At 69.8% G+C, this 23,090-nt stretch carries 21 protein-coding genes; 11 read left to right on the forward strand and 10 right to left on the reverse strand.

Annotation, left to right across the window (positions count from 1 at the left end; all coding sequences use genetic code 11):
- Positions 1–257 precede the first annotated feature (257 nt).
- A complete protein-coding gene (locus OHS16_RS02730; RefSeq protein ID WP_328535525.1) occupies positions 258–1,757 on the reverse strand; it encodes an FAD-binding oxidoreductase in 1,500 nt (499 codons plus the stop codon).
- Between the two features lie 48 nt (positions 1,758–1,805).
- Positions 1,806–3,239 (reverse strand): dihydrolipoyl dehydrogenase family protein, encoded by a 1,434-nt coding sequence (locus OHS16_RS02735; RefSeq protein WP_328535526.1) that lies wholly within the window; start codon positions 3,237–3,239, stop codon positions 1,806–1,808.
- 118 nt (positions 3,240–3,357) lie between these two features.
- Here OHS16_RS02735 and trxA point away from each other — a divergent pair, with 118 nt between their 5' ends.
- The gene (trxA, locus tag OHS16_RS02740) at positions 3,358–3,723 is read left to right on the forward strand and encodes a thioredoxin (RefSeq protein WP_328535527.1); all 366 of its coding nucleotides are present in this window, start codon (positions 3,358–3,360) and stop codon (positions 3,721–3,723) included.
- A 256-nt stretch (positions 3,724–3,979) separates the two neighbouring features.
- Here trxA and OHS16_RS02745 read toward each other — a convergent pair whose 3' ends face one another.
- Together OHS16_RS02745 and OHS16_RS02750 are read right to left on the reverse strand one after the other, a co-directional pair.
- The gene (locus OHS16_RS02745; protein ID WP_328535528.1) at positions 3,980–5,164 is read right to left on the reverse strand and encodes a thiolase family protein; all 1,185 of its coding nucleotides are present in this window, start codon (positions 5,162–5,164) and stop codon (positions 3,980–3,982) included.
- Positions 5,165–5,299: 135 nt separating this feature from the next.
- Complete coding sequence (locus OHS16_RS02750) at positions 5,300–6,409, reverse strand: glycosyl hydrolase family 18 protein (RefSeq protein ID WP_328535529.1); 1,110 nt, start codon at positions 6,407–6,409, stop codon at positions 5,300–5,302.
- A gap of 71 nt (positions 6,410–6,480) precedes the next feature.
- On the opposite strand from OHS16_RS02750, the gene OHS16_RS02755 reads away from it, so the two are divergent.
- Positions 6,481–6,933, forward strand: a complete 453-nt coding sequence (locus tag OHS16_RS02755) for a type II toxin-antitoxin system PemK/MazF family toxin (RefSeq protein WP_328535530.1) — start codon at positions 6,481–6,483, stop codon at positions 6,931–6,933.
- On the opposite strand, the gene OHS16_RS02760 is transcribed toward OHS16_RS02755, so the two are convergent.
- Complete coding sequence (locus tag OHS16_RS02760; protein ID WP_328535531.1) at positions 6,918–7,766, reverse strand: TIGR02452 family protein; 849 nt, start codon at positions 7,764–7,766, stop codon at positions 6,918–6,920. The two genes, OHS16_RS02755 and OHS16_RS02760, sit on opposite strands and share 16 nt — an antisense overlap.
- 160 nt (positions 7,767–7,926) lie before the next feature.
- On the opposite strand from OHS16_RS02760, the gene egtA reads away from it, so the two are divergent.
- The 5 genes from egtA to egtD are packed head-to-tail and all read left to right on the forward strand — an operon-like array spanning position 7,927 to position 12,563.
- Positions 7,927–9,213, forward strand: a complete 1,287-nt coding sequence (gene egtA, locus OHS16_RS02765; protein WP_328535532.1) for an ergothioneine biosynthesis glutamate--cysteine ligase EgtA — start codon at positions 7,927–7,929, stop codon at positions 9,211–9,213.
- Positions 9,210–10,511 (forward strand): ergothioneine biosynthesis protein EgtB, encoded by a 1,302-nt coding sequence (egtB, locus tag OHS16_RS02770; RefSeq protein ID WP_328535533.1) that lies wholly within the window; start codon positions 9,210–9,212, stop codon positions 10,509–10,511. The genes egtA and egtB overlap by 4 nt, the downstream gene beginning before the upstream one ends.
- Complete coding sequence (egtC, locus tag OHS16_RS02775) at positions 10,511–11,266, forward strand: ergothioneine biosynthesis protein EgtC (RefSeq protein WP_328535534.1); 756 nt, start codon at positions 10,511–10,513, stop codon at positions 11,264–11,266. Before egtB ends, egtC begins: the two co-directional genes overlap by 1 nt.
- On the forward strand, positions 11,263–11,580 hold the full coding sequence (locus tag OHS16_RS32055) for a hypothetical protein (protein WP_443042545.1): 318 nt from the start codon (positions 11,263–11,265) through the stop codon (positions 11,578–11,580). Before egtC ends, OHS16_RS32055 begins: the two co-directional genes overlap by 4 nt.
- Complete coding sequence (gene egtD / locus OHS16_RS02785) at positions 11,577–12,563, forward strand: L-histidine N(alpha)-methyltransferase (protein ID WP_328535535.1); 987 nt, start codon at positions 11,577–11,579, stop codon at positions 12,561–12,563. Before OHS16_RS32055 ends, egtD begins: the two co-directional genes overlap by 4 nt.
- A gap of 419 nt (positions 12,564–12,982) precedes the next feature.
- On the opposite strand, the gene OHS16_RS02790 is transcribed toward egtD, so the two are convergent.
- The 3 genes from OHS16_RS02790 to OHS16_RS02800 form a co-directional block, all read right to left on the reverse strand.
- Positions 12,983–13,624, reverse strand: a complete 642-nt coding sequence (locus OHS16_RS02790) for an OmpA family protein (protein WP_328535536.1) — start codon at positions 13,622–13,624, stop codon at positions 12,983–12,985.
- Positions 13,621–14,169 carry a hypothetical protein gene (locus tag OHS16_RS02795; RefSeq protein WP_328535537.1) on the reverse strand — a complete coding sequence of 183 codons (549 nt, stop codon included), beginning with the start codon at positions 14,167–14,169 and terminating at the stop codon, positions 13,621–13,623. Before OHS16_RS02795 ends, OHS16_RS02790 begins: the two co-directional genes overlap by 4 nt.
- A 393-nt stretch (positions 14,170–14,562) precedes the next feature.
- On the reverse strand, positions 14,563–15,870 hold the full coding sequence (locus tag OHS16_RS02800; protein WP_443042546.1) for an extracellular solute-binding protein: 1,308 nt from the start codon (positions 15,868–15,870) through the stop codon (positions 14,563–14,565).
- A 342-nt stretch (positions 15,871–16,212) separates the two neighbouring features.
- Between OHS16_RS02800 and OHS16_RS02805 the strand changes: the two genes are divergently transcribed.
- From OHS16_RS02805 to OHS16_RS02820, 4 genes are all read left to right on the forward strand, one after another.
- Positions 16,213–16,350 (forward strand): hypothetical protein, encoded by a 138-nt coding sequence (locus OHS16_RS02805; protein WP_328535539.1) that lies wholly within the window; start codon positions 16,213–16,215, stop codon positions 16,348–16,350.
- An 18-nt stretch (positions 16,351–16,368) separates the two neighbouring features.
- The gene (locus OHS16_RS02810; protein ID WP_328535540.1) at positions 16,369–16,584 is read left to right on the forward strand and encodes a dodecin; all 216 of its coding nucleotides are present in this window, start codon (positions 16,369–16,371) and stop codon (positions 16,582–16,584) included.
- Positions 16,585–16,823: 239 nt separating this feature from the next.
- The gene (locus OHS16_RS02815) at positions 16,824–17,825 is read left to right on the forward strand and encodes an MsnO8 family LLM class oxidoreductase (protein ID WP_328535541.1); all 1,002 of its coding nucleotides are present in this window, start codon (positions 16,824–16,826) and stop codon (positions 17,823–17,825) included.
- Positions 17,826–17,997: 172 nt separating this feature from the next.
- Positions 17,998–20,352, forward strand: coding sequence for an excinuclease ABC subunit UvrA (locus tag OHS16_RS02820; protein ID WP_328535542.1), 2,355 nt, complete (start codon positions 17,998–18,000; stop codon positions 20,350–20,352).
- Between the two features lie 45 nt (positions 20,353–20,397).
- Here the strand turns inward: OHS16_RS02820 and OHS16_RS02825 are convergent, their stop codons facing one another.
- Positions 20,398–21,144, reverse strand: a complete 747-nt coding sequence (locus tag OHS16_RS02825) for a succinate dehydrogenase/fumarate reductase iron-sulfur subunit (protein WP_328535543.1) — start codon at positions 21,142–21,144, stop codon at positions 20,398–20,400.
- Entirely contained in the window at positions 21,141–23,090 is a 1,950-nt protein-coding gene (locus OHS16_RS02830) for a fumarate reductase/succinate dehydrogenase flavoprotein subunit (protein WP_328535544.1), read from the reverse strand. Before OHS16_RS02830 ends, OHS16_RS02825 begins: the two co-directional genes overlap by 4 nt.

Genomic DNA, 23,090 nt, shown 5'->3' on the forward strand with positions numbered 1-23,090 from the left:
ATCCTTCAGTGCCCGCCCGCTCCCGGGCCCACGCCGCGCGGATCGTCGGCGGGGTCGGCGCACCCCACCGTGGTCAGCGCGAACAGGGCACACAGGAGGGCGGCGGCTGCCCCGAGCGGTTTCATGTCCCTCATGGTGCAAGATCCGCTCGGACCGGCACCAGAGTCCGAGCGGCCCGGCCCGAGGCCGTCCGCAGCGTCGAACACAGGTGACCCAGCCAGGAGTTCGGAGCCGGGCCTGCCACGGACCGGCCCGTCTCAGCGGCCGGGCCGGTGCGTCTGGGGGTCCCCTGTCACCTTTCCCGGGTTGAAGAGGTGCAGCGGATCGAGCGTGTCTTTCACCGCGCGCTGTATCGCACAGACCTCGGGCCCCAGTTCGCGCTCCATGCCGCCACGCTTGAGCAGCCCGACCCCGTGTTCACCTGTGACGGTGCCGCCTGCCGCGATCGCCGCCTCCAGCAGTTCCTCGAAGGCCGCCTGGGCTGCGCGCCTGGCCACTTCGTCGCCGGGCGGGGTGATCAGCAAGGGGTGGAGATTGCCGTCGCCGGCGTGTGCGATGGTGGCGATACGGACACCGTGCCGCACCCCGATCTCCTCGATGCGGGCCAGCATGGAGGAGACTTCCGAGCGTGGGACGCAGATGTCCTCGGTCAGGACCGGCCCCAGCCGCTCCAGTGCCGGGTAGGCCAGCCTGCGTACCTCGAACAGCGCCTCGGCCTCCACCGCGTCGGTGGACTGTTCGGCCCAGAGGGCGCCCGCATCGGTGAACGCCTCCGCGACCGCCCGCGCGTCCGTGTCGCCGGCGTCGCCCGGCGTGTCGATTCTGGCCAGCAGCAGTGCGGCTGCCCCGGGCTCGATGCCCAGGTGCTTCCACTCCTCGACCGCCTCCATGCAAGAGCGGTCGAGGAGTTCCAGTGCGGCCGGCTGGAGCCCGCGCCGTGTGCACAGGGCCACGGCGGCGCCGGCCTCGACCAGTCCGTTGAACGCGCCGACGACCGTACGCGGGTCGGCCGCCGGTGCGGGCCGCAGCCGCAGGGTGATCCGGGTGATCACGCCGAAGGTGCCCTCGGACCCGACGAACAGGCCGGTCAGGTCGTAGCCGCTCACGCCCTTCGTGGTGCGCCTGCCGAGCCGCACCCGGGTGCCGTACTCCCCGGCCGGACCGCCCATCACCGCCTCGATACCGAGGACGTAGTCACGGGTCACCCCGTACTTCAGACAGCACAGGCCCCCGGCGTTCGTTGCGACATTCCCGCCGATCGTGGACCAGGGGGCGCTGGCCGGATCCGGCGGATACCAGAGGCCGTGCTGGGCGACCGCCGCCTTCAGGTCGTTGTTCACCACTCCCGGTTCCACCACGGCCAGCAGGTTCTCGCTGTCGATCTCAAGGATCCGGTTCATCCCGGAGACGTCCAGGACCAGACAGCCGTCGGTCGCGTTGGCGCCACCGGAGAGCCCGGTGCCTGCCCCGCGGACGACGATCGGAACGGCGAGCCGGGCGCAGGCTCGCACCACGCGCTCCACCTCATCGGCGGACACGGCCCGCACGGCCGCCAGGGGCTTACCGACCGGTGCCCACTCCGCCTCGTCGTGGCCGATCCCGGCGAGCACGTCATCGTCTCCGATGAGCACACTCCCCGGCAGTTCGGCGGCCAGGTCGTCCAGGAGCTTCTTGTCGTGTGCCGTACTGATGTCTTCCTCCTCGTCCGCCGGCGACCCTACCCAGGCACAATCGGACGAGGAGGCACAGGGGCCCATGCCGGACGCCCCCCGGCGGGACACCGAGGGACCGCCCGGTACCGCCGTTCATCCCCGGTACGTCTCCAGCAGCCGCAGCCAGACCTCACTGATGGTGGGATATGCCGGTACCGCGTGCCACAGGCGGTCGATGGGGACCTCTCCCGCAACCGCCACCGTCGCCGAGTGCAGCAGCTCGCTCACACCGGGGCCGACGAACGTGGCGCCCAGCAGCACCTCCCGGTCCGCATCGACGATCATCCGGGCGTGTCCGCGGTAACCGTCCGCGTACAGTCCGGCGCCGGCGACGCCCGACATGTCGAAGTCCACGGCCGTGGCGCGGTGGCCGGCTCGTTCGGCCTCGGCGAGCGTGAGACCCGCCGACGCAGCTTCCGGATCGGTGAAGACCACCTGGGACACCGCGGCATGGTCGGCGGTGGCGGAGTGTGCTCCCCAGCGGTCCGTCTCGAGGAGCGGCACCCCCTGCGCCCTGGCGGTGATCGCGGCACCGGAGATCCTCGCCTGGTACTTGCCCTGATGGGTGAGGAGTGCCCGGTGGTTGACATCGCCGACCGCGTAGAGCCAGTCGAAGCCTTCGACGCGGCAGCTGTCGTCCACGGAGAGCCACGAACCCGGCTCAAGACCCACGGTCTCCAGGCCGATGTCCTCGGTGCGCGGGGCCCGGCCGGTGGCGACCAGGATCTCGTCCGCCTCGATCCGCTCGCCGCCTTCGAGTACCACCGTCACCGGCCCTGTGCCGCGTTCGACGGAGACGACAGTGGCGCCCGTCCTGACATCCGCGCCCGCCTCGGTGAGTGCGGCGGCGACCAGCTCACCGGCGAACGGCTCCATCTTCGGCAGCAGTCCCCCGCCGCGCACCAGCAGCGTCACCTGTGACCCGAGGGCCTGCCAGGCGGTGGCCATCTCGACACCCACCACTCCGCCCCCGACGACCACCAGCCGTCCGGGTGCCGCCTTGGCGCTGGTCGCCTCCCTGCTGGTCCAGGGCCGCGCGTCGGCGAGACCCGGGGTGTCGGGCACCACGGCCCGGCTGCCGGTACAGACGGCCACCGCGTGCCGGGCGGTCAGTACGCGGGATTCCCCGTCCGGATCTGTGACAGTCACCGTTCTGCGGCCCGAGAGACGTCCGTGACCCCGGTAGAGGTCGGCGCCGATGCTGTCCAGCCAGTCGACCTGCCCGTCGTCCTTCCAGTGCGAGGTGTACTCGTCGCGGTGTGCGAGGACGGCCGCCGTGTCGAGCGGCCCCTGCACCGCCTGGCGCAGCCCGGGGACCTTGCGGGCGTCGGCGCGCGCGGTCACCGGCCGAAGCAGCGCCTTGCTGGGCATGCAGGCCCAGTAGGAACACTCGCCGCCGACCAGTTCGCTCTCCACGATCGCGGCGCTCAACCCCCCGGCCCTGGCCCGGTCGGCCACGTTCTCGCCCACCGGGCCCGCTCCGACCACAACAACGTCGTACTCCGTACTTCCCCTGGAATCCGTCATGGGGCCAGTCTGGTGCCGGGTGTGCCGTGAGGCCACATGGGCAGTCGGAATACGTCAGAGAACAACGCGGTTGACGCGGGCACGAGTACCCCGGTCAGCCAGGAAAGGCGGAACCAGCATGAGCACGGTCGAACTCACCAAGGAAAACTTCGACGATGTCGTTACGGACAACGACTTCGTCCTCATCGACTTCTGGGCTTCCTGGTGCGGGCCGTGCCGTCAGTTCGCCCCGGTCTACGAAGGCGCGTCGGAGCGCCACGCCGACCTGGTCTTCGCCAAGGTCGACACGGAGGCCCAGGAGGAGCTGGCAGCCGCATTCGAGATCCGCTCCATTCCCACGCTGATGATCGTGCGTGACAATGTCGCGGTCTTCGCCCAGCCGGGCGCCCTGCCGGAGTCCGCTCTGGAGGACGTGATCGGACAGGCGCGCGCGCTGGACATGAACGAGGTCCGCAAGTCCGTCGAGGACGCGAAGAACGCGTAGGTCCCTCCCGGAGGGGTGGCCGGGCGGTCGATGAGATGAGAAGGGGTGGTCTGCCGGTTTCCGGCGGGCCGCTCCTCCGCACGCTGCGACCGCCCCCTCGTTGACCGTCGGCTCGTGGATGTGGCGATGCCGGCGGGCATGCGTTCGGGGCACCCCAGGCCAAGGGCGGTGTCCCAGCTCCCGATGCCGAGCGAACGGCCGTTCCACTGCGGGACGGGTTCGTCACACCCCCGCGACCCGTGCCTGCGTTGCCGCGTCAGCGTTCGAGCACCAGGGCGAGCCCCTGGCCGACTCCGATGCACAGTGCGGCGAGTCCGGTACCCGAGCCTGCCGCGGCGAGCTGATGGGCGACGGAACCGGCGAGACGGGCTCCCGAGGCGCCCAGCGGGTGCCCGATCGCGATGGCTCCGCCCCGTGGATTGACCACCGCGGGGTCGAGGCCCGGCCACTCGGCGAGGCAGCCGAGCGACTGCGCGGCGAAGGCCTCGTTCAGCTCGAAGGTGCTGAGGTCCGCGAAGCTTCTGCCCGCCTTGGTGAGGGCCCGCTGAACGGCTTCGACGGGCCCGAGCCCGAAGAGCTGTGGCTCGATTCCGGTGACCGCCGACGCGCGGATCCGGGCCAGCGGTTCACGGCCGGTGGCCCGCAGACCCTCGTCGTCGACCAGCAGCAGGGCGGCCGCACCGTCGTTGAGGGGCGAGGCGTTGCCCGCGGTGACCGTGCCGTCCTTGCGGAAAGCGGGTTTCAGCCGGGCCAGTGCCTCCCTGGTCGAGCCCGGACGGATGCACTCGTCGCGCAGCAGATCCACGCCGTCGTACGGGACGACCTCGGCGTCGTACAGGCCCGCCTCCCAGGCCGCCGCGGCCTTGGCGTGGCTGCCCAGCGCGAAGTCGTCCTGCTCCTCCCGGGTGATGCCGTGCTTGTCCGCGATGAGCTCCGCGCCCTCCCCCAGGGCGACCGTCCACTCGTCGGACATCCGGGGATTGGTCATACGCCAGCCGAGCGTCGTCGAGTACATCTGCTGGTGTCCGGCGGGGAAGGCGCGTTCGGGCTTCTGGAGCACCCACGGCGCGCGGGACATCGACTCGACCCCGCCCGCGACGGCGACCGAAGCGTCTCCCAGTGCGACGGCGCGGGCCGCCTGGATGACGGCCTCGAGTCCGGACCCGCAGAGCCTGTTGACGGTGACTCCGGGGACGGAGACCGGCAGCCCGGCCAGCAGCACCGCCATCCTGGCCACATCACGGTTGTCCTCGCCCGCGCCATTGGCATCGCCGAAGTACACATCGTCGATGCGCGCCGGGTCGAGATCCGGCGCGCGGTCGACGAGCGCCCTGACGACGTGGGCCGCGAGGTCGTCGGGGCGCACCGACGAGAGAGCTCCTCCGAACTTGCCGATCGGCGTACGGACTGCGTCGACGATGTAGACGTCGCGGATACTCATCGGGTTTCTCCCACATCCACTCTGCGGCGTTCGCCTGGTGAACTATCGTTCATGGCTGGCTTCGCCCGAGTCTCTGCCCCGGCGCGGCCCGGTGTCAACGGGCGGGCCGCGCGGTCCGCAACCGCCGGCGGACCATCAGCCGCGCTCCAGCACCTTCCACACCCCGGGGTCCTCGAAGCCGAGTGCCCACAGTCCCGTGTTGCGCACTCCGTACTTCCGCAGCACGCCCAGGTGCACTTCGGTTCCCCGGGCGTCCTGGTACCAGACCGTCCTGGACACATCCCCGTCCCTATAGCCGAAGTGCGGTGTGCCCGAGACCGAATCGAACTGATAGGGGGCACCCTCCTTACGCCTCAGCGCTTCCGCCTCCTTCCAGGTCACATTGCGGGTTGCACCACCGCCGTCGGTGCGCCAGTCCCAGCCGTAGGCCGGCAGCGCCATCTCGATCTTCGACGGCGGAATCAGTGCGGTCGCCCGCCGGAGGATCTCGTCGTACCAGTCGGACGACGACACAGGACCCGGCTGTCCGCTCTCCCAGTGCAGGTCGTACGCCATGATCCGGACCCGGTCGGCGGCGCGGCCGATGGCGGCGTAGTCCCAGATCCGCCCGGTGCCCGCCGTCTGGGCCGAGACGGTGATGACGCACTTCTTGCTCCGCTTGTGCAGCGCCGCGCAGAGATCGGTCACGAACGTCGCGTAGGCGGCACGGACCTTCTGGTAGGTCGCCGTCGGGGTCGGGGTGATGGTCTCGTAGTCGATGTCGACGCCGTCGTAGCCATGGCTGCCCGCGACGGACAGCAGCGTTTCGACCTGCGCCGCGCGCTTGTCGGGATCGGTGAGGATCTTCGCCAGCTCGCCGGACTCCATGGTGTCCATATCCATGACCGTGGGCACTACCGCGATCCCTGCCCGGTGCAGCCCCTCGATGATCCGGGTGTCACCGGAGCCGGGATGCCCTTCGATACGGCCGGCCGACGCGATCTTGTACCAGAAGGGGCTGACGGTGCCCAGTTGGCTCGCATGGCTCAGCGCATCCTGGTAGGCGACTTCCACATCCCAGTACGGCAGCCAGGCCGAGGCCGTGCGGGCCGCGGTCGCGCCGCGGGGCGCGCCGCCTGATCCCGGGGCCGGACGCGGGTTCGCTGCGAAGGAACGGGTGGCGGCCGCGGGGACCGCCGCGGCGAGGACGCAGACGAGCGCGGTCACGGTACGGACCGCGGAGCGAGTTGTGCGCGGGATGACCATGGACCGAGCCTGCGGCCGCATCGCGGGGGCCGCTCAGCGGAGTGGTCCGTCCAGGTCCTACCGTGACCCGGATGACGACCTATCGCAGTGAACAGGGCGACCTGCCGGGCAGCACCGGGCCCCACGCCACCACCGAGGCCGAGCCTCACGACATCGGGCCGGTGCACACCTCTTACGCACCCGACCGTGACGGCGCTCCCGACCCCGGCGAGATCGTCTGGACCTGGGTGCCCTACGAGGAGAACGACGGACGCGGCAAGGACCGTCCGGTGCTGGTGGTGGCCCGTGAGGAGGCGGGCACCCTGCTCGCCGTGCGGCTCTCCAGCAAGCGGCACGACCGTGACCGCGAGTGGCTGGCGATCGGCGCCGGCCCCTGGGACCGGGAAGGGCGGGAGTCCTGGGTCGACCTGGACCGGGTGCTGCGGGTGTTCGAGGACGGGATGCGGCGTGAGGCCTGCGCACTCGACCGGCCGCGGTTCGACGCCGTCGTGGAACGGCTGAAGGAACGCTACGGCTGGACCTGACCCGCGAAGGTCCGGCGGAACGCGGCCCGGGTGGCCGACGCGGGGTCCCGGTCGAGCACGGCGAAGGCCACCTCTTCGAAGTGGGCCGCGAAGCGGCCGTCCCCCGTCAGGTGAGTGTGGAAGGCCTCCGCCACCCGGGCCGGGTCGTTGCGGAAGACTCCGCAGCCCCAGGCCCCGAGCACCAGCCGCCGGTAGCCGCAGGCGACCGCGGTCTCCAGCACCCGGCCGGCCCGCGTCGTGAGAGCCGGGGGGATGAGGTGGGCCTCATCGGGCGTTCGCGCCGCGATCACCCCCGCGTTGGGCGCGGCGGAGACCAGAAAACCCACCGTGCGTGGCTCACGAAGGAGCCGCGCCCGGTCGTCGCGGAACACCGGGACGCCCGGGGCGTGGATCACCCGGTCGGTGTAGAAGGCGCTTCGCACCTGTCGGTGAACGGCGTAGAAGTCGGGCACCCGCAGCAGACACGCGTACAGCGCCGATGAGCGGCAGAGCGCCTCTTCCTGCGCCTGTGCACCGTTCAGGTAGCCGCCTCCCGGGTTCCGCGCGGAGGCGAAGGCCAGTACCGCTACGGCGCCGGGTCGCTCCGCCTTCATCCGGCGGGCGGCTCGGATGCTGCTCTCATCCGTCACCGCGAAGGCCGTGCGGCTCGGTGCGGAGCCGGTGACAGGGACCGGGCCGGGCGGACCCGGCTCGGGCCCGAAGAGCCGGGTCCCGCCGAGAGCGGCGGCCAGTTCGGCTGCGATGGACACCTCGCGTCCCTCCGGATCCCGGTATCCGCCGGCCCTGACGATCTCCTCGGTCTCCTTCGCGATACCGCGCAGCCGTGCACTCATAGCGGACATCGTGAGTTGTCGGCGGGCGGCTGCGCAAGCGAATTCCGGTCCGCCACGGGCGCACTTGTGCGGACCGGCGGCGTTGGCTTAGGTAGGACGAAGTGTTCTCCGGAAGGCATCGGAGAGTGCTTGACGGTATCTTCGGACCAAGGAGCCGATCATGCCCCAACCCTTGCTCAGCGAAGCGGATGCGAAGGACCTGCTCCGATGTATCTGCTTCAAGACGGGACCGCCGAGGACCGTTGGTGTCGAGCTCGAATGGCTCATCCACGATCTTCGCGACCCCCGCATAGCCCTGTCCACAGCTCGGATCGAGCAGGCCCACGCCGCCGTGCGTGCGTTGCCGCTCGCCTCAGCCCTCACCTTCGAACCCGGCGGTCAGCTGGAGCTCAGCTCGCTCCCCGCCGCTTCCCTGACGGAGTGCATCGAATCCGTCTCCGCCGATCTGGATGCCGTACGCACCGTGCTGCGCGGGCACGGCCTGGTGCTCACCGGCATCGGCCAGGATCCCTGGCATCCGCCGCGCCGGATGCTGCACGAGCCGCGCTATGACGCCATGGAGGCCTGTCTGGACCGCAGCGGGGACGCCGGCCGCGCCATGATGTGCGGTTCGGCCTCCATCCAGGTCTGCCTCGACATCGGGCACGAGGAACCCGGACCGCTCGGATACGGCAGGCGCTGGCAGCTGGCACATCTGCTGGGTGCGGTCCTGGTGGCCGCGTTCGCCAATTCGCCGCACCGGCAGGGCCGGCGGACCGGGTGGCTGTCCACCCGGCAGTTCCAGTGGGCCGCTCTCGATCCGGTCCGCTCCCTCGCGCCGTTCGACGGCCGGGGGCCCCGGGATGACTGGGCGGCACATGTCCTGGACACGCCGGTCATGTGCATCCGTGATGACACGGGCCCCTGGCCGACCCCGGAGGGCCTCACGTTCCGCGACTGGGTCCGTACCGGCCTCCCCCGGCCGCCGACCCGGGAAGATCTCGACTACCACATGAGCACGCTCTTCCCGCCGGTCCGGCCGCGCGGCCATCTCGAGCTGCGCATGATCGACGCCCAGCCGGGCGATGACGGCTGGATGGTGCCGTTCGCGGTGACCACGGCGCTGTTCGACGACCCGGCGGCGGCCGAGACCGTGTACCGGGCCGTCAAACCCCTCGCGGAAACAGCCGGTCCGCAGCCCGCCCCGCGTAATCCGCTGTGGACCAACGCGGCCAGGTCCGGCCTCGCCGATGCCGAGCTGCAGGCGGCAGCGGTGGTCTGCTTCGCCGCCGCGCTCGAGGCGCTCCCCCGGATCGGCGCGTCCGCCGCGTTGTGCGAGGCAGTCGCGTCGTTCACCGACCGCTACGTCGCACGGGGCCGTTGCCCCGCCGACGATCTGCTCGACCTCGACCTCTCTCCCGAGTCTCCCGAGCCGGGGCTCGACCACGGGAAGGACATCCGACCATGACCGCCGACTCCACGGCACTGCGGCAGCACGCGCTCGAAGCCCTCACCACTGCTCGCACCCGTACCAGCGCCCTGACCGACTGCGTGGACGACAACGACCTGACGGCGCAGCACTCGCCGCTGATGTCCCCCTTGGTCTGGGACCTGGCCCACATCTCCAACCAGGAGGAGCAGTGGCTGCTGCGGGCAGTCGCCGGCCGTGAGGCGATACGCCCCGAGATCGACTCGGTCTACGACGCCTTCGAGCACCCGCGGGCGAGCCGCCCCAGCCTTCCCCTGCTCGCCCCCGCAGAGGCCCGCAGCTATGCGTCGGAGGTGCGCGGCCGGGTCCTCGATGTCCTGGAGGGCACCCCGCTGCACGGGCGGCCGCTGGTCGACGCGGGCTTCGCCTTCGGAATGATCGCCCAGCACGAACAGCAGCACGACGAGACCATGCTGATCACCCACCAGCTGCGCAGTGGTCCCGCCGCGCTCACCGCCCCCGCCCCACCTCCGTCGGACACCACGGGGCTCAAGGCCGAAATCCTGGTTCCGGCAGGCCCCTTCACCATGGGCACATCGACCGAGCCATGGGCTCTGGACAACGAACAGCCCGCGCACAGCCGTCTGGTCCCCGCCTTCCACATCGACAGCACGCCGGTGACCAACGGCGCCTTTCTGCATTTCATCGAGGACGGCGGTTACCAGGACGAACGCTGGTGGACGGAGAAGGGCTGGGACCTGGTCCGCGGACATGAACTCGCTGCGCCGCTGTTCTGGCGCCGGGAGGGCGGCCAGTGGCTGCGCCGGCGTTTCGGTGTCGTGGAACCCGTGCCTCTCGACGAGCCGGTGATCCATGTGAGCTGGTACGAGGCGGATGCCTATGCGCGCTGGGCGGGGCGGAGGCTGCCCACCGAAGCGGAGTGGGAGAAGGCCGCCCGGCACGATCCGGACACCGGCACGTCCCACCGCTATCCCTGGGGAGACTCGGATCCGACCCCTGAGCACGCCAATCTCGGCCAGCGCCATCTGGGTCCCGCCCCCGCGGGCAGCTATCCGGCCGGCGCGTCCCCGCTCGGGGTGCGGCAGCTGATCGGCGATGTCTGGGAATGGACGTCGAGCGACTTCCTGCCCTACCCGGGCTTCGTGGCCTTCCCCTACCGCGAGTACTCGGAGGTCTTCTTCGGCCCGGACCACAAGGTGCTGCGCGGAGGTGCCTTCGCGGTGGGCGAGGTGGCCTGCCGTGCCACCTTCCGCAACTGGGACCTGCCGGTGCGCCGTCAGATCTTCGCCGGATTCCGCACGGCGAGGGATGCCTGATGTGCCGGCACATCGCCTGCCTGGGCGAAGCGGAGCCGCTCGGCGAGGTCCTGGTGACGCCGGCTCACGGGCTGCTGCGCCAGTCCTGGGCCCCGCGTCACCAGCGCTACGGAACGGTGAACGCGGACGGATTCGGCGTCGGCTGGTATGCCGAAGGCGATCCCGCGCCGGCCCGCTACCGCCGCGCCGGGCCCGTCTGGGCCGATCTCTCGTTCGCCGACCTGGCCCGGGTGGTACGCAGCGGGGCGCTGCTGGCCGCGGTGCGCGACGCCACCGTTGCGGGGGCGGACGGTGAGGCCGCAGCCGCGCCCTTCGCCGCGGACCGCTGGCTGTTCAGCCACAACGGGGCGCTCAAGGGCTGGCCGGACAGCGCCGCCGGGCTCGCCGCATCACTTCCGGCGGTCGAACTGCTCGCCATGGAGGCCCGCTGCGACTCGGCACTGGTCTGGGCACTTGTCCTGCACCGGCTGCGCGAGGGGGACGAGATGGGCCAGGCACTGGCCGACACCGTCACCGACCTGGCCGCCACCGCGTCCGGCTCCCGGCTCAATCTGTTGCTGACGGACGGCGCGTCCATCGCCGCCACCGTCTGGGGCGACACACTCTGGTACCTCGAAGAACCGGGCCGCCGCACAGTGGTGGCCTCCGAGCCCTACGACGACGATCCCCGCTGGCATCGGGTCCCGGACCGCACGCTGCTGGTGGCGACCCGGGACGATGTCCTGCTCACTCCCCTCAAGGAGCCCACTGCGTGAGCCCGTTCCTGTTGACCCGCACCCTGCCGGAGGACGCCACGGACGCCGCACTGCGTGCCGATGTGCCGCACGGCCTGACGCATTCGCCCAGGACAGGGAGAAGTCTGTCTGCTCTCTCGTCCCATCTGCCACTACGTGCACCCACAGCCGCGGGCAAGGCCATGGAAGTCATGGGAACCATGCTCATGGCAATCGTCAGCGCGCTCTCCGAAACGTGGGAGGTCACCTCGGCTGCCGGGGTCGCCATATCGGCCCGCGAACTGGAATCCCGACACTCCACCGATGTTGCGTCGACCGAAGAGAGGCACTCATGACTGGCCCCCGCAACTACGGCTACACCGACACCCTCGAAGCCGAGCACTACGCCACGGCACTGCACGCCGACATCCACGATGGTCTGACCAGCACCCCGAAGTCCACGGCGCCCACCTGGTTCTACGACGCCCGGGGCAGCGAACTCTTCGAGCAGATCACCCAGCTCCCGGAATACCCCTTGTGGCGCGCGGAACTGGGGTTGCTCCAGTGCCATGCCACCGACATCGCCGCACGGACCGGTGCCCGCAGCCTCGTCGAACTTGGCTCGGGAAGTTCGACGAAGACTAAGTTGATCATTGAGGCTCTGGGACCGGCAGGCCTTCGGTACATCCCTGTCGACGTCAGCGCGGACGCGCTTCACCAAGCCAGCACCCAACTGGTCCAGGACTATCCGGGGATCAACCTTCACGCACTCCGTGCCGACTTCACGGCTCCACTCGTCCTGCCGGAGCTGCCTGCCCACGGCTCACGGCTCATCGCCTTCCTCGGCAGCACGTTGGGGAACTTCCGGCGATCGACCCGAGTCCCCTTCCTCCGCGGGCTCCGAGACATCATGCGCCCCGAAGACTTCCTGCTGATCGGCGCCGACCTGGTCAAGGACAAGCACGAAGAAGAGATGATCAGCGCGTACGACGACAGCCAAGGCATCACCGCCGAGTTCGACAAGAATCTGCTGCACGTCCTGAACCGCGAACTGGACGCAGACTTCGACGCGGACGCCTTCGACCACGTGTCGGTGTGGAACAGCGCCGAGAGTCACATCGAGATGAGGCTGCGAAGCCGAGTCGAGCAGCGCGTCAAGATCCGGGGGCTCGACCTGGCGGTTCCTTTCGGTCCGGGAGAGGAGTGGATCACGGAGCGCAGTGCGAAGTTCACCACGGACGGGCTGCGGGGAGAAATGGCCGGTGCGGGCCTCCGTACGGATCAGCTCTGGGCCGACTCCGACGCCGGGTTTGCGCTCATTCTCGCCACCGCTCCCTAGCTTGATCTGACGTGGCGTCCGGCATGTCGCCCCGCCCCTCATCACTGACATGGGCAACTGCCGTACATACACCGGGCCTTCAGCTGGCCACGTGCTCCGACCAGGGGCGCACCCACCCAGCGTGAAGGACGCGGGATGAGTCTGTCGCATGGCGCTGTCCGGCAGGAGTCGTTCGCGGAACTGTCACGCTTCCGGTCCGCGTTCCGGCTCCTGCCCGACAAGCGTTGAAATACGTCGTTCGGGCCAGTGGCGGGATGCCTCCGAGTTCGGCCCCTGAGCCACCGTCTACGGAGGCTTCCGCGTCCGGCGCGACGCCGGTGTCTTCTCCGCCCCGCCGGAGGGCCTGATCGCCGGGGCCGCGCGGCGGAGTGAGACCGACCTGCCGCTGGTCGGTGTGGATTCCGCCGGCCGACTGCGCCCTACTCGCGCGTCCCCCGCCCGAACGAGATCTCCACCCGTCGGTTCTTCTTCCGGCCCTCCTCGGTGGAGTTGTCCGCGATGGGATCGTCCTCGCTCTTGCCCGCCACCTCGTAGGCGGTCCCGGACGCACCCAACTCCGCGGCGAGCGCCTTGTGTACGGCCTCGGCACGCTGTGTGGAGAGGGTCTTGCCGTGGGCGTACGTCCCCAGATTGTCGGTGAAGCCGCGGACCGTGACCTTCCGCGGGCCGTTCTGCCTGATCTCCTCGGCGACCTCGGCGATCCGGCCGTCGGCGCGGCCGCTCAGCTCCGCACTGTCCTTGGCGAAGAGGACCTCGGACTGGAGGGTCAGCTTGATGTCGTCGTTCGATTCCTCGCGCTCCGAATCGCCGGACAGGTCGCCGGAAACCGAGAGGATGTCGACCACCACGGGAGGGGCCAGCTCCGCGCCCTTCTCCAGCTCCAGGACCTCGGCGTGCGGATCGACCGGAACGGGCGGCGGCGCGGGCGAGGCGCTGGGCGAGGGGTCGGCACGGGCCGCAGGGGCGTCGTACAGACCGAGGAGAGTCGTCAGGTAAACGGCGGTGAGCGCGCAGGCCGCGAGCCGGGCGGCAGCGGTGCGTGCCGTCGTCGCGGGCCTCACTCCGCGACCGTGATCTTGACAGGAGCGGTGCCGAAGGTCGGCATGGCGAAGTCGACCTCCGTGGTGCCCTCCGGCGGCGCCGGGAACTGGACGAAGACCGAGGCCGTGTCGCCGGGCTGGAAGACCGTGTGGAACTGGTTGCACAGGCAGTTGCCCTGGGTGTCCCGCAGCGGGTAGTAGCGCTTCTTGCCCTTGAGGTCCACCAGGGAGGCGCCCGACGAGGAGTAGCCGTTCTTCAGCGACAGATCGTTGCCGCCGGTCCAGTGGTCGGTGTTCAGCGCCACCTTGCCGTCGTTGCGCATCTCGCCGCGGACAGTCACCACACCGCCCTCGTACCGCTGCACGGAGTCGATGGTGAGCACCGCGCCGTCCGCGCCCTTCATCTCCAGACCCTTGCCCTTGGGTTCCGCGGCGGCCGGCTTTTCGGCGGCCGTCTTCTTGCCGTCCGGCGCACCACCCGAGCCGCCACCCCCGCACCCACTCAGCGAAAGCGTTACGACCGCAACGAGGCCGGCGGCGGCCACCTTCGCCCCGACTTGCGCCATTCCATGCCGACTTCGGTGCCCAAGACCGGTCCGCCCCTGTCCCTCACGCATCATGTTTCCCCCTTGCCACCGTCCGCTGCAACGCGTTGCACAGTAGCGCATGCGAACCCTGCACCCCGGTGACATGCGTCGCACACATGAACCTCCTCAGAAGACCAGGAGAGGTCTTCTCATTCTGGCTGTACCGGTTGACCCGGTGCCCAGCAGCCGCGAGCGTTGCCCATGAGTCGAGCTCGGCAACTGGTCAGTGGAGGAAGTCGGTCATGCCCGTACGGTGTGCGCGCCTGCACTGCGTCCCTTCCGCGCTCGCTGGGACAGCGCCGCCCAATTGGCCGTCCAGCGGGGCGCGGAGGCCATGTTGGACGGACCCGGAGGGGCGGTTCGCGCTGTCGCTCAGCGCTCCAGCAACTCGTCCGTGAGACGCTCCGACGCCGCCTTCGCGGACCTCCTGGGGTCCTGGCCGTCGAGCACCTGCGTCATGTAGGGCTTGATCGGGTTGTCCGCCTCGACCGCCGCCCACTGCGGCGAGTTCGGGGTGGCCCGGCCCTCCGCCGCACCGGCGGCCATCGCGGAAGTCCCTTCCTCACCTTTGACCGCGTCGGCGAGGGTGGACTTGTTGGGGACGTAGCTCATCGTCCTGGCCAGCTCCGTCTGCCACTCCGTCCCCGCCAGGGCTTCGACGACATCGACCGCCGCGTCGGTGTGGTCGGCCTTGGCGGGGACGATCAGATCCGAACCGCCGGTGAAGACCGCGGCCGGCCTGCCGGCTTTCTTCCCGGGGACGGGGAAGAAGCCGAGCTTCCCCTTGAGGGCCGGGTTGCTCTTCACGATGGTCTGGGCCGTGCCCGGTACGGCGATGATCTGTGCGACATCGCCGTCGGCGAACACATCGGCCTGCGGGGGATGCGCTTCGTCCGCGTTTCTGGGTCCCCGGCCCAGCGCCTGCAGCTGCCGGTAGAAATCCATGCCCCTGAGGGCGGCCGGACTGTCGAGTGCGCCGGTGAACGTGCCGCCTGACTCCACTGCGAGCTCTCCGCCCTCGTCCCAGACGAACCCGGAGAGGGTGTACCAGTCCTGGCCTGCCAGGTAGATCCCCTGCTGGTCACCGCGGTTGAGCCGTGTGGTGTCCTCGATCCACTGCGCCCGGGTTCCGGGAGGCCGGGCGATGCCGGCCTTCTTGAACAGCTCCTTGTTGTAGACGACCACCCGGTTCGCCGCGTACCAGGGGATGCCGAACTGTGCTCCGTTGATGCTTCCCGGGTCGGCGAGTCCCGGCAGCCAGTCCTTGCTGCCCAGATCTCTGACGGACTCCAGGGTCAGATCGCGCAGGGCTCCGCTGTCCGCGTACATGGCGACCTGGGTGTTGCCGACCTCGATCACGTCAGGGCCGCCGCCCGTTCTCAGCGCCGCGGTGACCTTGGGGCCGATACCGCTCCACTCCTGGATGCGGATGTCCAGCTTGATGCTCCGGTGCTTGTGTTCGAACTCTTCGGTGAAGTGCTTGATGAACTCGTCGGATGCGCTGTCCTTCATCAGCCAGACCGTGACCGTCGTGGTGTGGCCGGCAGAGCCGGGCAGGTAGCCGCACGACGTGAGAGCAGCGGTGCAGAGCAGCGCGGTACAGACCGAGCCCAGGCGGTTTCTGGCACGAATACGGGTTTTCACGGCGGTCACCTCTGTCGTACGGACACGGCAGTGCATGACCCGACGTGGGGGAAGCGCGGACGGCTTGACCGGGTGTGGCTGGAGTTTGGTACATACCAATCATGGAGGTCAAGGGGGAACCGTCACACGATCCCGCCTTTTCCCGGCATGCGGACGCAGCGGTTCCTCGGGCGCCGTACTCACTCACGAACGGGTTCGCGAGCATCTGTTCGGGCTGACCGAAACGGGCTGGGCCGGTCACGCCGTCCCCTCGGAGCGCACGCTCTGTGCCGAGCTCGACGCCTCCCGTCCCACCCCGTGCGGCCGTCGGCGAACTCGTCGTCACCGGTCAGCACCGGGTGTACGTACACGAAGTGGTGCAGTCGATCGGGGCCGACCGTGGTCAACGAGGCAGAGGCCAGGATCCTCGACGTCCCGGCGCTCTCCCCCGCCCTGCTGATGTGCGGAACTCCGCTTGACGCCTCGCGGAGTACGCCGGGGTGGGGCACCGTGGAGTTCTGGACCGCCGAGAGATGAGGGAAGGAGTGCGACGCCATGTCGGACAACACCTACCGGGTCACGGAGATCGTCGGCACCTCGCACGAAGGAGTCGACCAAGCCATTCGCAACGGTGTGGCGCGCGCCTCGCAGACCCTTCGCGGCCTCGACTGGTTCGAGGTCACACAGGTCCGCGGCCATATCGTGGACGGGCAGATCGAGCACTACCAGGTCGGCATCAAGGTCGGTTTCCGGCTTGAGGACGGTGAGTGACAGGGCCCCTCCAAAGGCCCCTCCCAGAGCCTTCGAAGGCGCCCCTGCCCGTCACCGTCCCTCAAGCGCGAGGAGGGCACCGAGACTCCGCGGGCCGCTCAGGCGCGCCCCTCGCCCTCCTGAGCGTCCCCCGGCGCTGCGGAACGTCTCCCCCTGGCCGGAAACAGCCGGTGGCCTGCTGTTGTCCTGCACTGCGCCGGCCCCGGGAATGCGAGCACCGCAGGCACGTTGAATGCTGTGTGAGCTCTGCGATCTCCTCGACCCGGTTCTCGGTGCTGGACCGTTCGCGCACCCGCGAGGGGCACGACGGTCCTCAGGCACTGCGCGATACGGTGCGCTTCGCCCAGCGGACGGAAGCGCTCGGTTACCACCGGTTCTGGGTCTCGGAGCATCACAGCGTGCCCGGTGTCGCGGGCTCTGCACCGACCGTTCTCGCTGCCGCCGTGGCGGCAGCGACCTCGACGATCCGGGTCGGTACCGGCGGGGTGATGCTGCCCAATCACCGGCCGCTGGTGGTCGCCGAACAGTTCGGTGTGCTGGAGTCGCTCTTCCCCGGCCGCATCGACATGGGGCTGGGCCGCTCGGTCGGATTCACCGGCGGGATCCGCAGGGCTCTCGGACACGGCAAGGAGGACGCCCAGGACTTCGCGGGTCAGCTGGACGAACTGCTGGGGTACTTCTCCGGTGAGCAGTCCGCCCACCCGCAGGTCCACGCCCGGCCGGCGGAAGGCCTGCGTCCTCCCGCGTTCGTCCTGGCCACCGGCGCGGGCGCACAGGTGGCAGCCGCGGCGGGGCTGCCTCTGGTGATCGCGGCGGTCCGCGGCGAGGACGAGATGCTGCGGGCAGTGGACGGCTACCGGCGGTCCTTCCGGCCGTCCGCTTGGGGCGAGGAGCCCTATGTCATCCTCTCAGGCACCGTCGCGGTGGCCGCGTCAGCGGAGGAGGCCCGCAGGCTGCTGCTGTCCGAGGCCTGGGCCACTGCCTACTCGCGCACCCATGGTGAGTTCCCGCCGCTGGCCCCCGTCGAGAAGATCCTCGGACTGCGGATGACGGAACGGGAGCGCATCCTTTTCGATGAGGCGCAGCGGGGCCAGCTGTACGGCACCGATGACGAGGTCGCCGACGGTCTGGAGAAGGTCCTGGACCGCAGTGGGGCCGATGAATTTCTCGTCACGACCAGCACGTACGACCGCGGTGACCTGCTCGATTCGTACCGCCGGCTGGCGGCCGTCGTCAGCTGAGCGAGCTGCGGACCGCGTTCCCCGTTTCGCGAGGCACGCGGCGGACAGCGCGCTGCGGGTCGTCGGAGGTGGACGCCGGCATGCCGGCGGGCGTCTAGGGCCGGACCTGCCCGGGGCCAGGGGAGTGCGGCGGCCGCAGGCCCCTCAGCAAGTCACCACCTAGGATTTCGGTATGCAAAGCCCTCATGACCCGTATGTACGCGTCCGCGGTGCACGCGAGCACAATCTGCGTGGCGTCGACGTGGACATTCCCCGTGACGCGCTGGTCGCCTTCACCGGGGTCTCGGGCTCGGGCAAGTCGTCGCTCGCCTTCGGGACGATCTACGCGGAGGCGCAGCGCCGCTACTTCGAGTCGGTCGCTCCGTACGCCCGGCGGCTGATCCATCAGGTGGGCGCACCGAAGGTCGGGCAGATCAGTGGTCTTCCTCCGGCGGTCTCCCTGGAGCAGCGCAGATCGGCGCCCACCTCGCGATCCTCCGTCGGCACGGTCACCACCCTCTCCAACTCCCTGCGCATGCTCTTCTCGCGGGCGGGCGACTATCCGGCCGGCGCCGAGCGGCTGGACTCGGACGCCTTCTCGCCGAACACCGCGGCCGGCGCCTGCCCCGAGTGCCACGGCCTGGGGGTGGTCCACCGCACCGGCGAGGAGCTTCTCGTCCCGGATCCCTCGCTGTCGATCCGGGAGGGTGCCATCGCCGCATGGCCCGGGGCCTGGCAGGGCAAGAACCTGCGGGATGTGCTGGACGCCCTCGGATACGACGTGGAGCGGCCGTGGCGGGAGCTCAGCCGGGCGGACCGCGACTGGATCCTGTTCACCGATGAACAGCCGGTGGTGACCGTGCATCCGATCAGGGAAGCAGGGCGGATCCACCGCCCCTACCAGGGCACCTACATGAGCGCGCAGCGCTACGTCCTGCACACCTTCGCCGACTCGAAGAGCCAGTCACTGCGGGCCCGGGCGGAGCGGTTCCTTTCGAGCGCGCCGTGTCCGCTGTGCGGGGGACGCAGACTGCGCCAGGAGTCCCTGGCAGTCACCTTTTCCGGCCGTTCGATCGCCGAACTCGCCGCGCTCCCGCTGACCGCGCTCGCCGAGGTACTGGGGGGCGAGCAGGACAACGGTGCGGCCCGGGTACTGACCGCCGATCTGCTGGCGCGGATCGCGGTCGTCACCGAGCTCGGTCTCGGCTACCTCAGCCTCGACCGCAGCACGCCCAGCCTCTCCTCCGGTGAACTGCAGCGGCTGCGGCTCGCGACCCAGCTGCGGTCCGGTCTGTTCGGTGTGGTCTATGTTCTCGACGAACCGTCGGCAGGCCTGCACCCCGCCGACACCGAGGCGCTGCTGGTGGTCCTGGACCGGCTCAGGGCGGGCGGGAACTCGGTCTTCGTCGTGGAGCACCAACTGGACGTCGTGCGGCGCGCGGACTGGATCGTCGACGTCGGACCCGCCGCGGGCGAGCACGGCGGAAGGGTGCTGCACAGCGGCCCGCCGGCCGAGCTCGCCCATGTGAAGGCGTCGGTCACCCGCCGTTACCTCTTCCCGGGCCCTGGCGCCGCTCCCCCGGGTCCGGTACGCACACCCACCGGACACCTGGAGCTGGGCCCGGTAACCCGGCACAATCTCGACGGTCTGCGGGCGGAGGTTCCGCTGGGCGTCCTCACCGCAGTCACCGGGGTCTCGGGGTCCGGCAAGTCCACTCTCGTCGGCGAGATCACCGATGAGCTGCCTGGCGTGAACCGCCTGGTGACGGTTGATCAGAAACCGATCGGCCGCACGCCCCGCTCCAATCCGGCGACCTACACCGGTCTCTTCGATGCCGTCAGGAAGCTCTTCAGCGCCACCGAAGCGGCACGGGCACGTGGTTACCGGGCCGGCAGGTTCTCCTTCAATGTGCCGGGCGGGCGGTGCGAGACCTGTCAGGGTGAGGGGTTCGTCTCCGTCGAACTGCTCTTCCTGCCGAGCACCTACGCCCCCTGTCCCGACTGCCGCGGCGCGCGCTACAACGCGGAGACCCTGGAGATCACTCATCAGGGCCTCAGCATCGCGGACGTGCTCGACCTCACGGTGGAGGCCGCTGCCGGCTTCTTCGCCGGGTCGCCCGCCGCCGTCCGCGTCCTGCGCGCGCTGCTCGATGTGGGTCTCGGCTATCTGCGGCTCGGCCAGCCGGCCACCGAGTTGTCCGGAGGCGAGGCACAGCGCATCAAGCTGGCGAGCGAACTGCAGCGTGCCCGCCGCGGTCACACCCTGTACGTTCTCGACGAGCCGACCACCGGGCTGCATCCCGCCGATGTCGAGGTGCTGATGCGGCAGTTGCACGACCTGGTGGATGCCGGCCACTCGGTGGTGGTCGTCGAGCACGACATGTCCGTGGTGGCCGGTGCCGACTGGGTGATCGACCTCGGACCCGGCGGGGGTGACGAGGGCGGACGGGTCGTCGCCGCGGGGCCGCCGGCCGACGTGGCCGCGGCACCGGGCAGCCGCACCGCGCCCTATCTCAGGCAGGCCGCACGCACCGCGCATCCTTCCTGACGGTGGCCACGGAGTACGCCGCGGCGCGTGCCCGGCAGCCGGCCGTCAGCGCCCGACCTTGCGAGTGGCCCGCAGCCACTCCTTGTTCATGGCGGTGATGGAAGGCAGCGGGATGCCCTTGGGGCAGGCGGTGGCGCACTCGCCGGTGAGCGTGCAGCCGCCGAAGCCCTCCTCGTCCATCTGCGCGACCATGTCGAGGACCCGGGTCTCTCGCTCGGGCCCGCCCTGCGGCAGCGCGTTGAGATGATTGATCTTCGCCGATGTGAACAGCATGGCGGAGCCGTTGGGGCAGGCCGCGACACACGCGCCGCAGCCGATGCACTCGGCATGTTCGAAGGCGAAGTCGGCGTCCGGCTTCGGCACGGGTGTGGCATGTGCTTCCGGTGCGGCGCCGGTCGGAGCACTCACGTAGCCGCCCGACTGGATGATCCGGTCGAAGGCCGAGCGGTCGACCACCAGGTCCCGGACGACCGGGAAGGCCGCGGCCCGCCACGGTTCGATGTCGATGGTGTCGCCGTCCTGGAAGGCCCGCATGTGGAGCTGGCAGGTGGTGGTGCGCTCCGGGCCGTGCGCGTCACCGTTGATGACCAGGCTGCAGGCTCCGCAGATCCCTTCGCGGCAGTCGTGGTCGAAGGCCACCGGTTCGTCGCCGCTGAGGGTGAGTTCCTCGTTCAGGGTGTCGAGCATTTCGAGGAACGACATGTCCTGTGCGATGCCGTCGACTTCGTAGGTGGTCATGGCACCGGCGGCGTTCGCGTTCTTCTGGCGCCAGACGCGCAGGGTGAGCTTCATGCGTAGCTCCGCTGAGTGGGATGGACGTACTCGAAGACCAGGTCTTCCTTGTGCAGGACGGGTGGCTCGCCGGTCGTGCTGAACTCCCAGGCCGCGGCGTAGGAGAACGCGTCGTCCTTGCGCTCGGCCTCGCCCTCCGGGGTCCGGGACTCCTCTCTGAAGTGGCCTCCGCAGGACTCGGTCCTGTGCAGGGCGTCGAGGCACATGAGTTCCGCCAGTTCCAGATAGTCGACGACCCGGTTGGCACGTTCGAGCGACTGGTTGAACTCCTCACCGGTACCCGGCACCTTGATCCGGCGCCAGAACTCCTCGCGGATCTGGGGCAGGCGGTCCAGGGCCTTGCGCAGGCCCTCCTCCGTGCGGGCCATACCGCAGAACTCCCACATCAGTTCACCGATCTCACGGTGGAAAGAGTCGGCAGTGCGGTCACCGCCGACGGCGAGCAGCAGGTTGAGCCGGTCCTCGGTCTCCGCGACCGCCTCGGCGACTGCCGGGTGATCCTCGTCGATCGGATCGTGGCGGGGGTTGCGGGCGAGGTAGTCGTTGATGGTCGCAGGCAGGACGAAGTACCCGTCGGCGAGTCCCTGCATCAGCGCGGAGGCACCGAGCCGGTTGGCACCGTGGTCGGAGAAGTTGGCCTCACCGATCGCGAACAGGCCGGGAACGGTGGTCTGCAGGTCGTAGTCGACCCACAGTCCGCCCATGGTGTAGTGCACGGCCGGATAGATCCGCATCGGAGTCTCATAAGGATTCTCCGCGGTGATCCGGGCGTACATGTCGAAGAGGTTGCCGTACTTCTCCTCGACGGCCCTGCGGCCCATCCGGGCGATCGCGTCGGCGAAGTCCAGGTAGACGCCCTGACCGCCGGGCCCCACTCCGCGGCCCTCGTCGCAGACGTTCTTCGCCGCGCGCGACGCGATGTCACGCGGCACCAGATTGCCGTAGGAGGGGTAGGTGCGCTCCAGGTAGTAGTCGCGCTCATCCTCGGGGATCTCGCCGGCCGGGCGGCTGTCGCCCTTCGCCTTCGGTACCCAGATGCGCCCGTCGTTGCGCAGCGACTCGCTCATCAGGGTGAGTTTGGACTGATGGTCCCCGGTGCGCGGGATGCAGGTGGGGTGGATCTGGGTGAAACAGGGGTTCGCGAACCAGGCGCCCCGCCGGTGCGCACGCCACACCGCGGTCGCGTTGGAGTTCATGGCGTTCGTCGACAGATGGAAGACGTTGCCGTAGCCGCCGCTGGCCAGCACCACAGCGTCCGCGAAGTGACAGGTGATCCTCCCGGTGATCAGGTCGCGGGCCACGATTCCACGGGCCTTGCCGTCCACGACGATCAGATCGAGCATCTCGGTTCGCGGATGCATGTCGACGGTTCCGGCCGCGATCTGGCGTGACAGTGCCTGATAGGCACCGAGCAGCAGCTGCTGTCCCGTCTGCCCACGGGCGTAGAAGGTGCGCGAGACCTGTACGCCGCCGAAGGAGCGGGTGTCGAGGAGACCGCCGTACTCCCGGGCGAAGGGCACTCCCTGGGCGACACACTGGTCGATGATCTCCACCGAGATCTGGGCGAGTCGGTGGACGTTGGACTCGCGGGACCTGAAGTCACCGCCCTTGACGGTGTCGTAGAACAACCGGTGGACCGAGTCGCCGTCGTTACGGTAGTTCTTGGCGGCGTTGATGCCGCCCTGGGCGGCGATGGAGTGGGCGCGGCGCGGGGAGTCCTGGTAGCAGAACTGCACGACGTGGTAGCCCTGTTCGGCGAGGGTCGCGCCTGCGGAGCCGCCCGCGAGCCCGGTACCGACCACGATCACGGTGAGCTTGCGCCGGTTGGCCGGGTTGACGAGTTTGGCCTCGAAGCGGCGGGTGTCCCAGCGTTCGGCGACGGGGCCGCGTGGGGCCTTGGTGTCGGCGACCGGCGTGCCGGTCCCGTACTGCGAGTAGTCGGTCAT

The organism is Streptomyces sp. NBC_00344 (assembly GCF_036088315.1).
Taxonomy (GTDB): Bacteria; Actinomycetota; Actinomycetes; order Streptomycetales; family Streptomycetaceae; genus Streptomyces.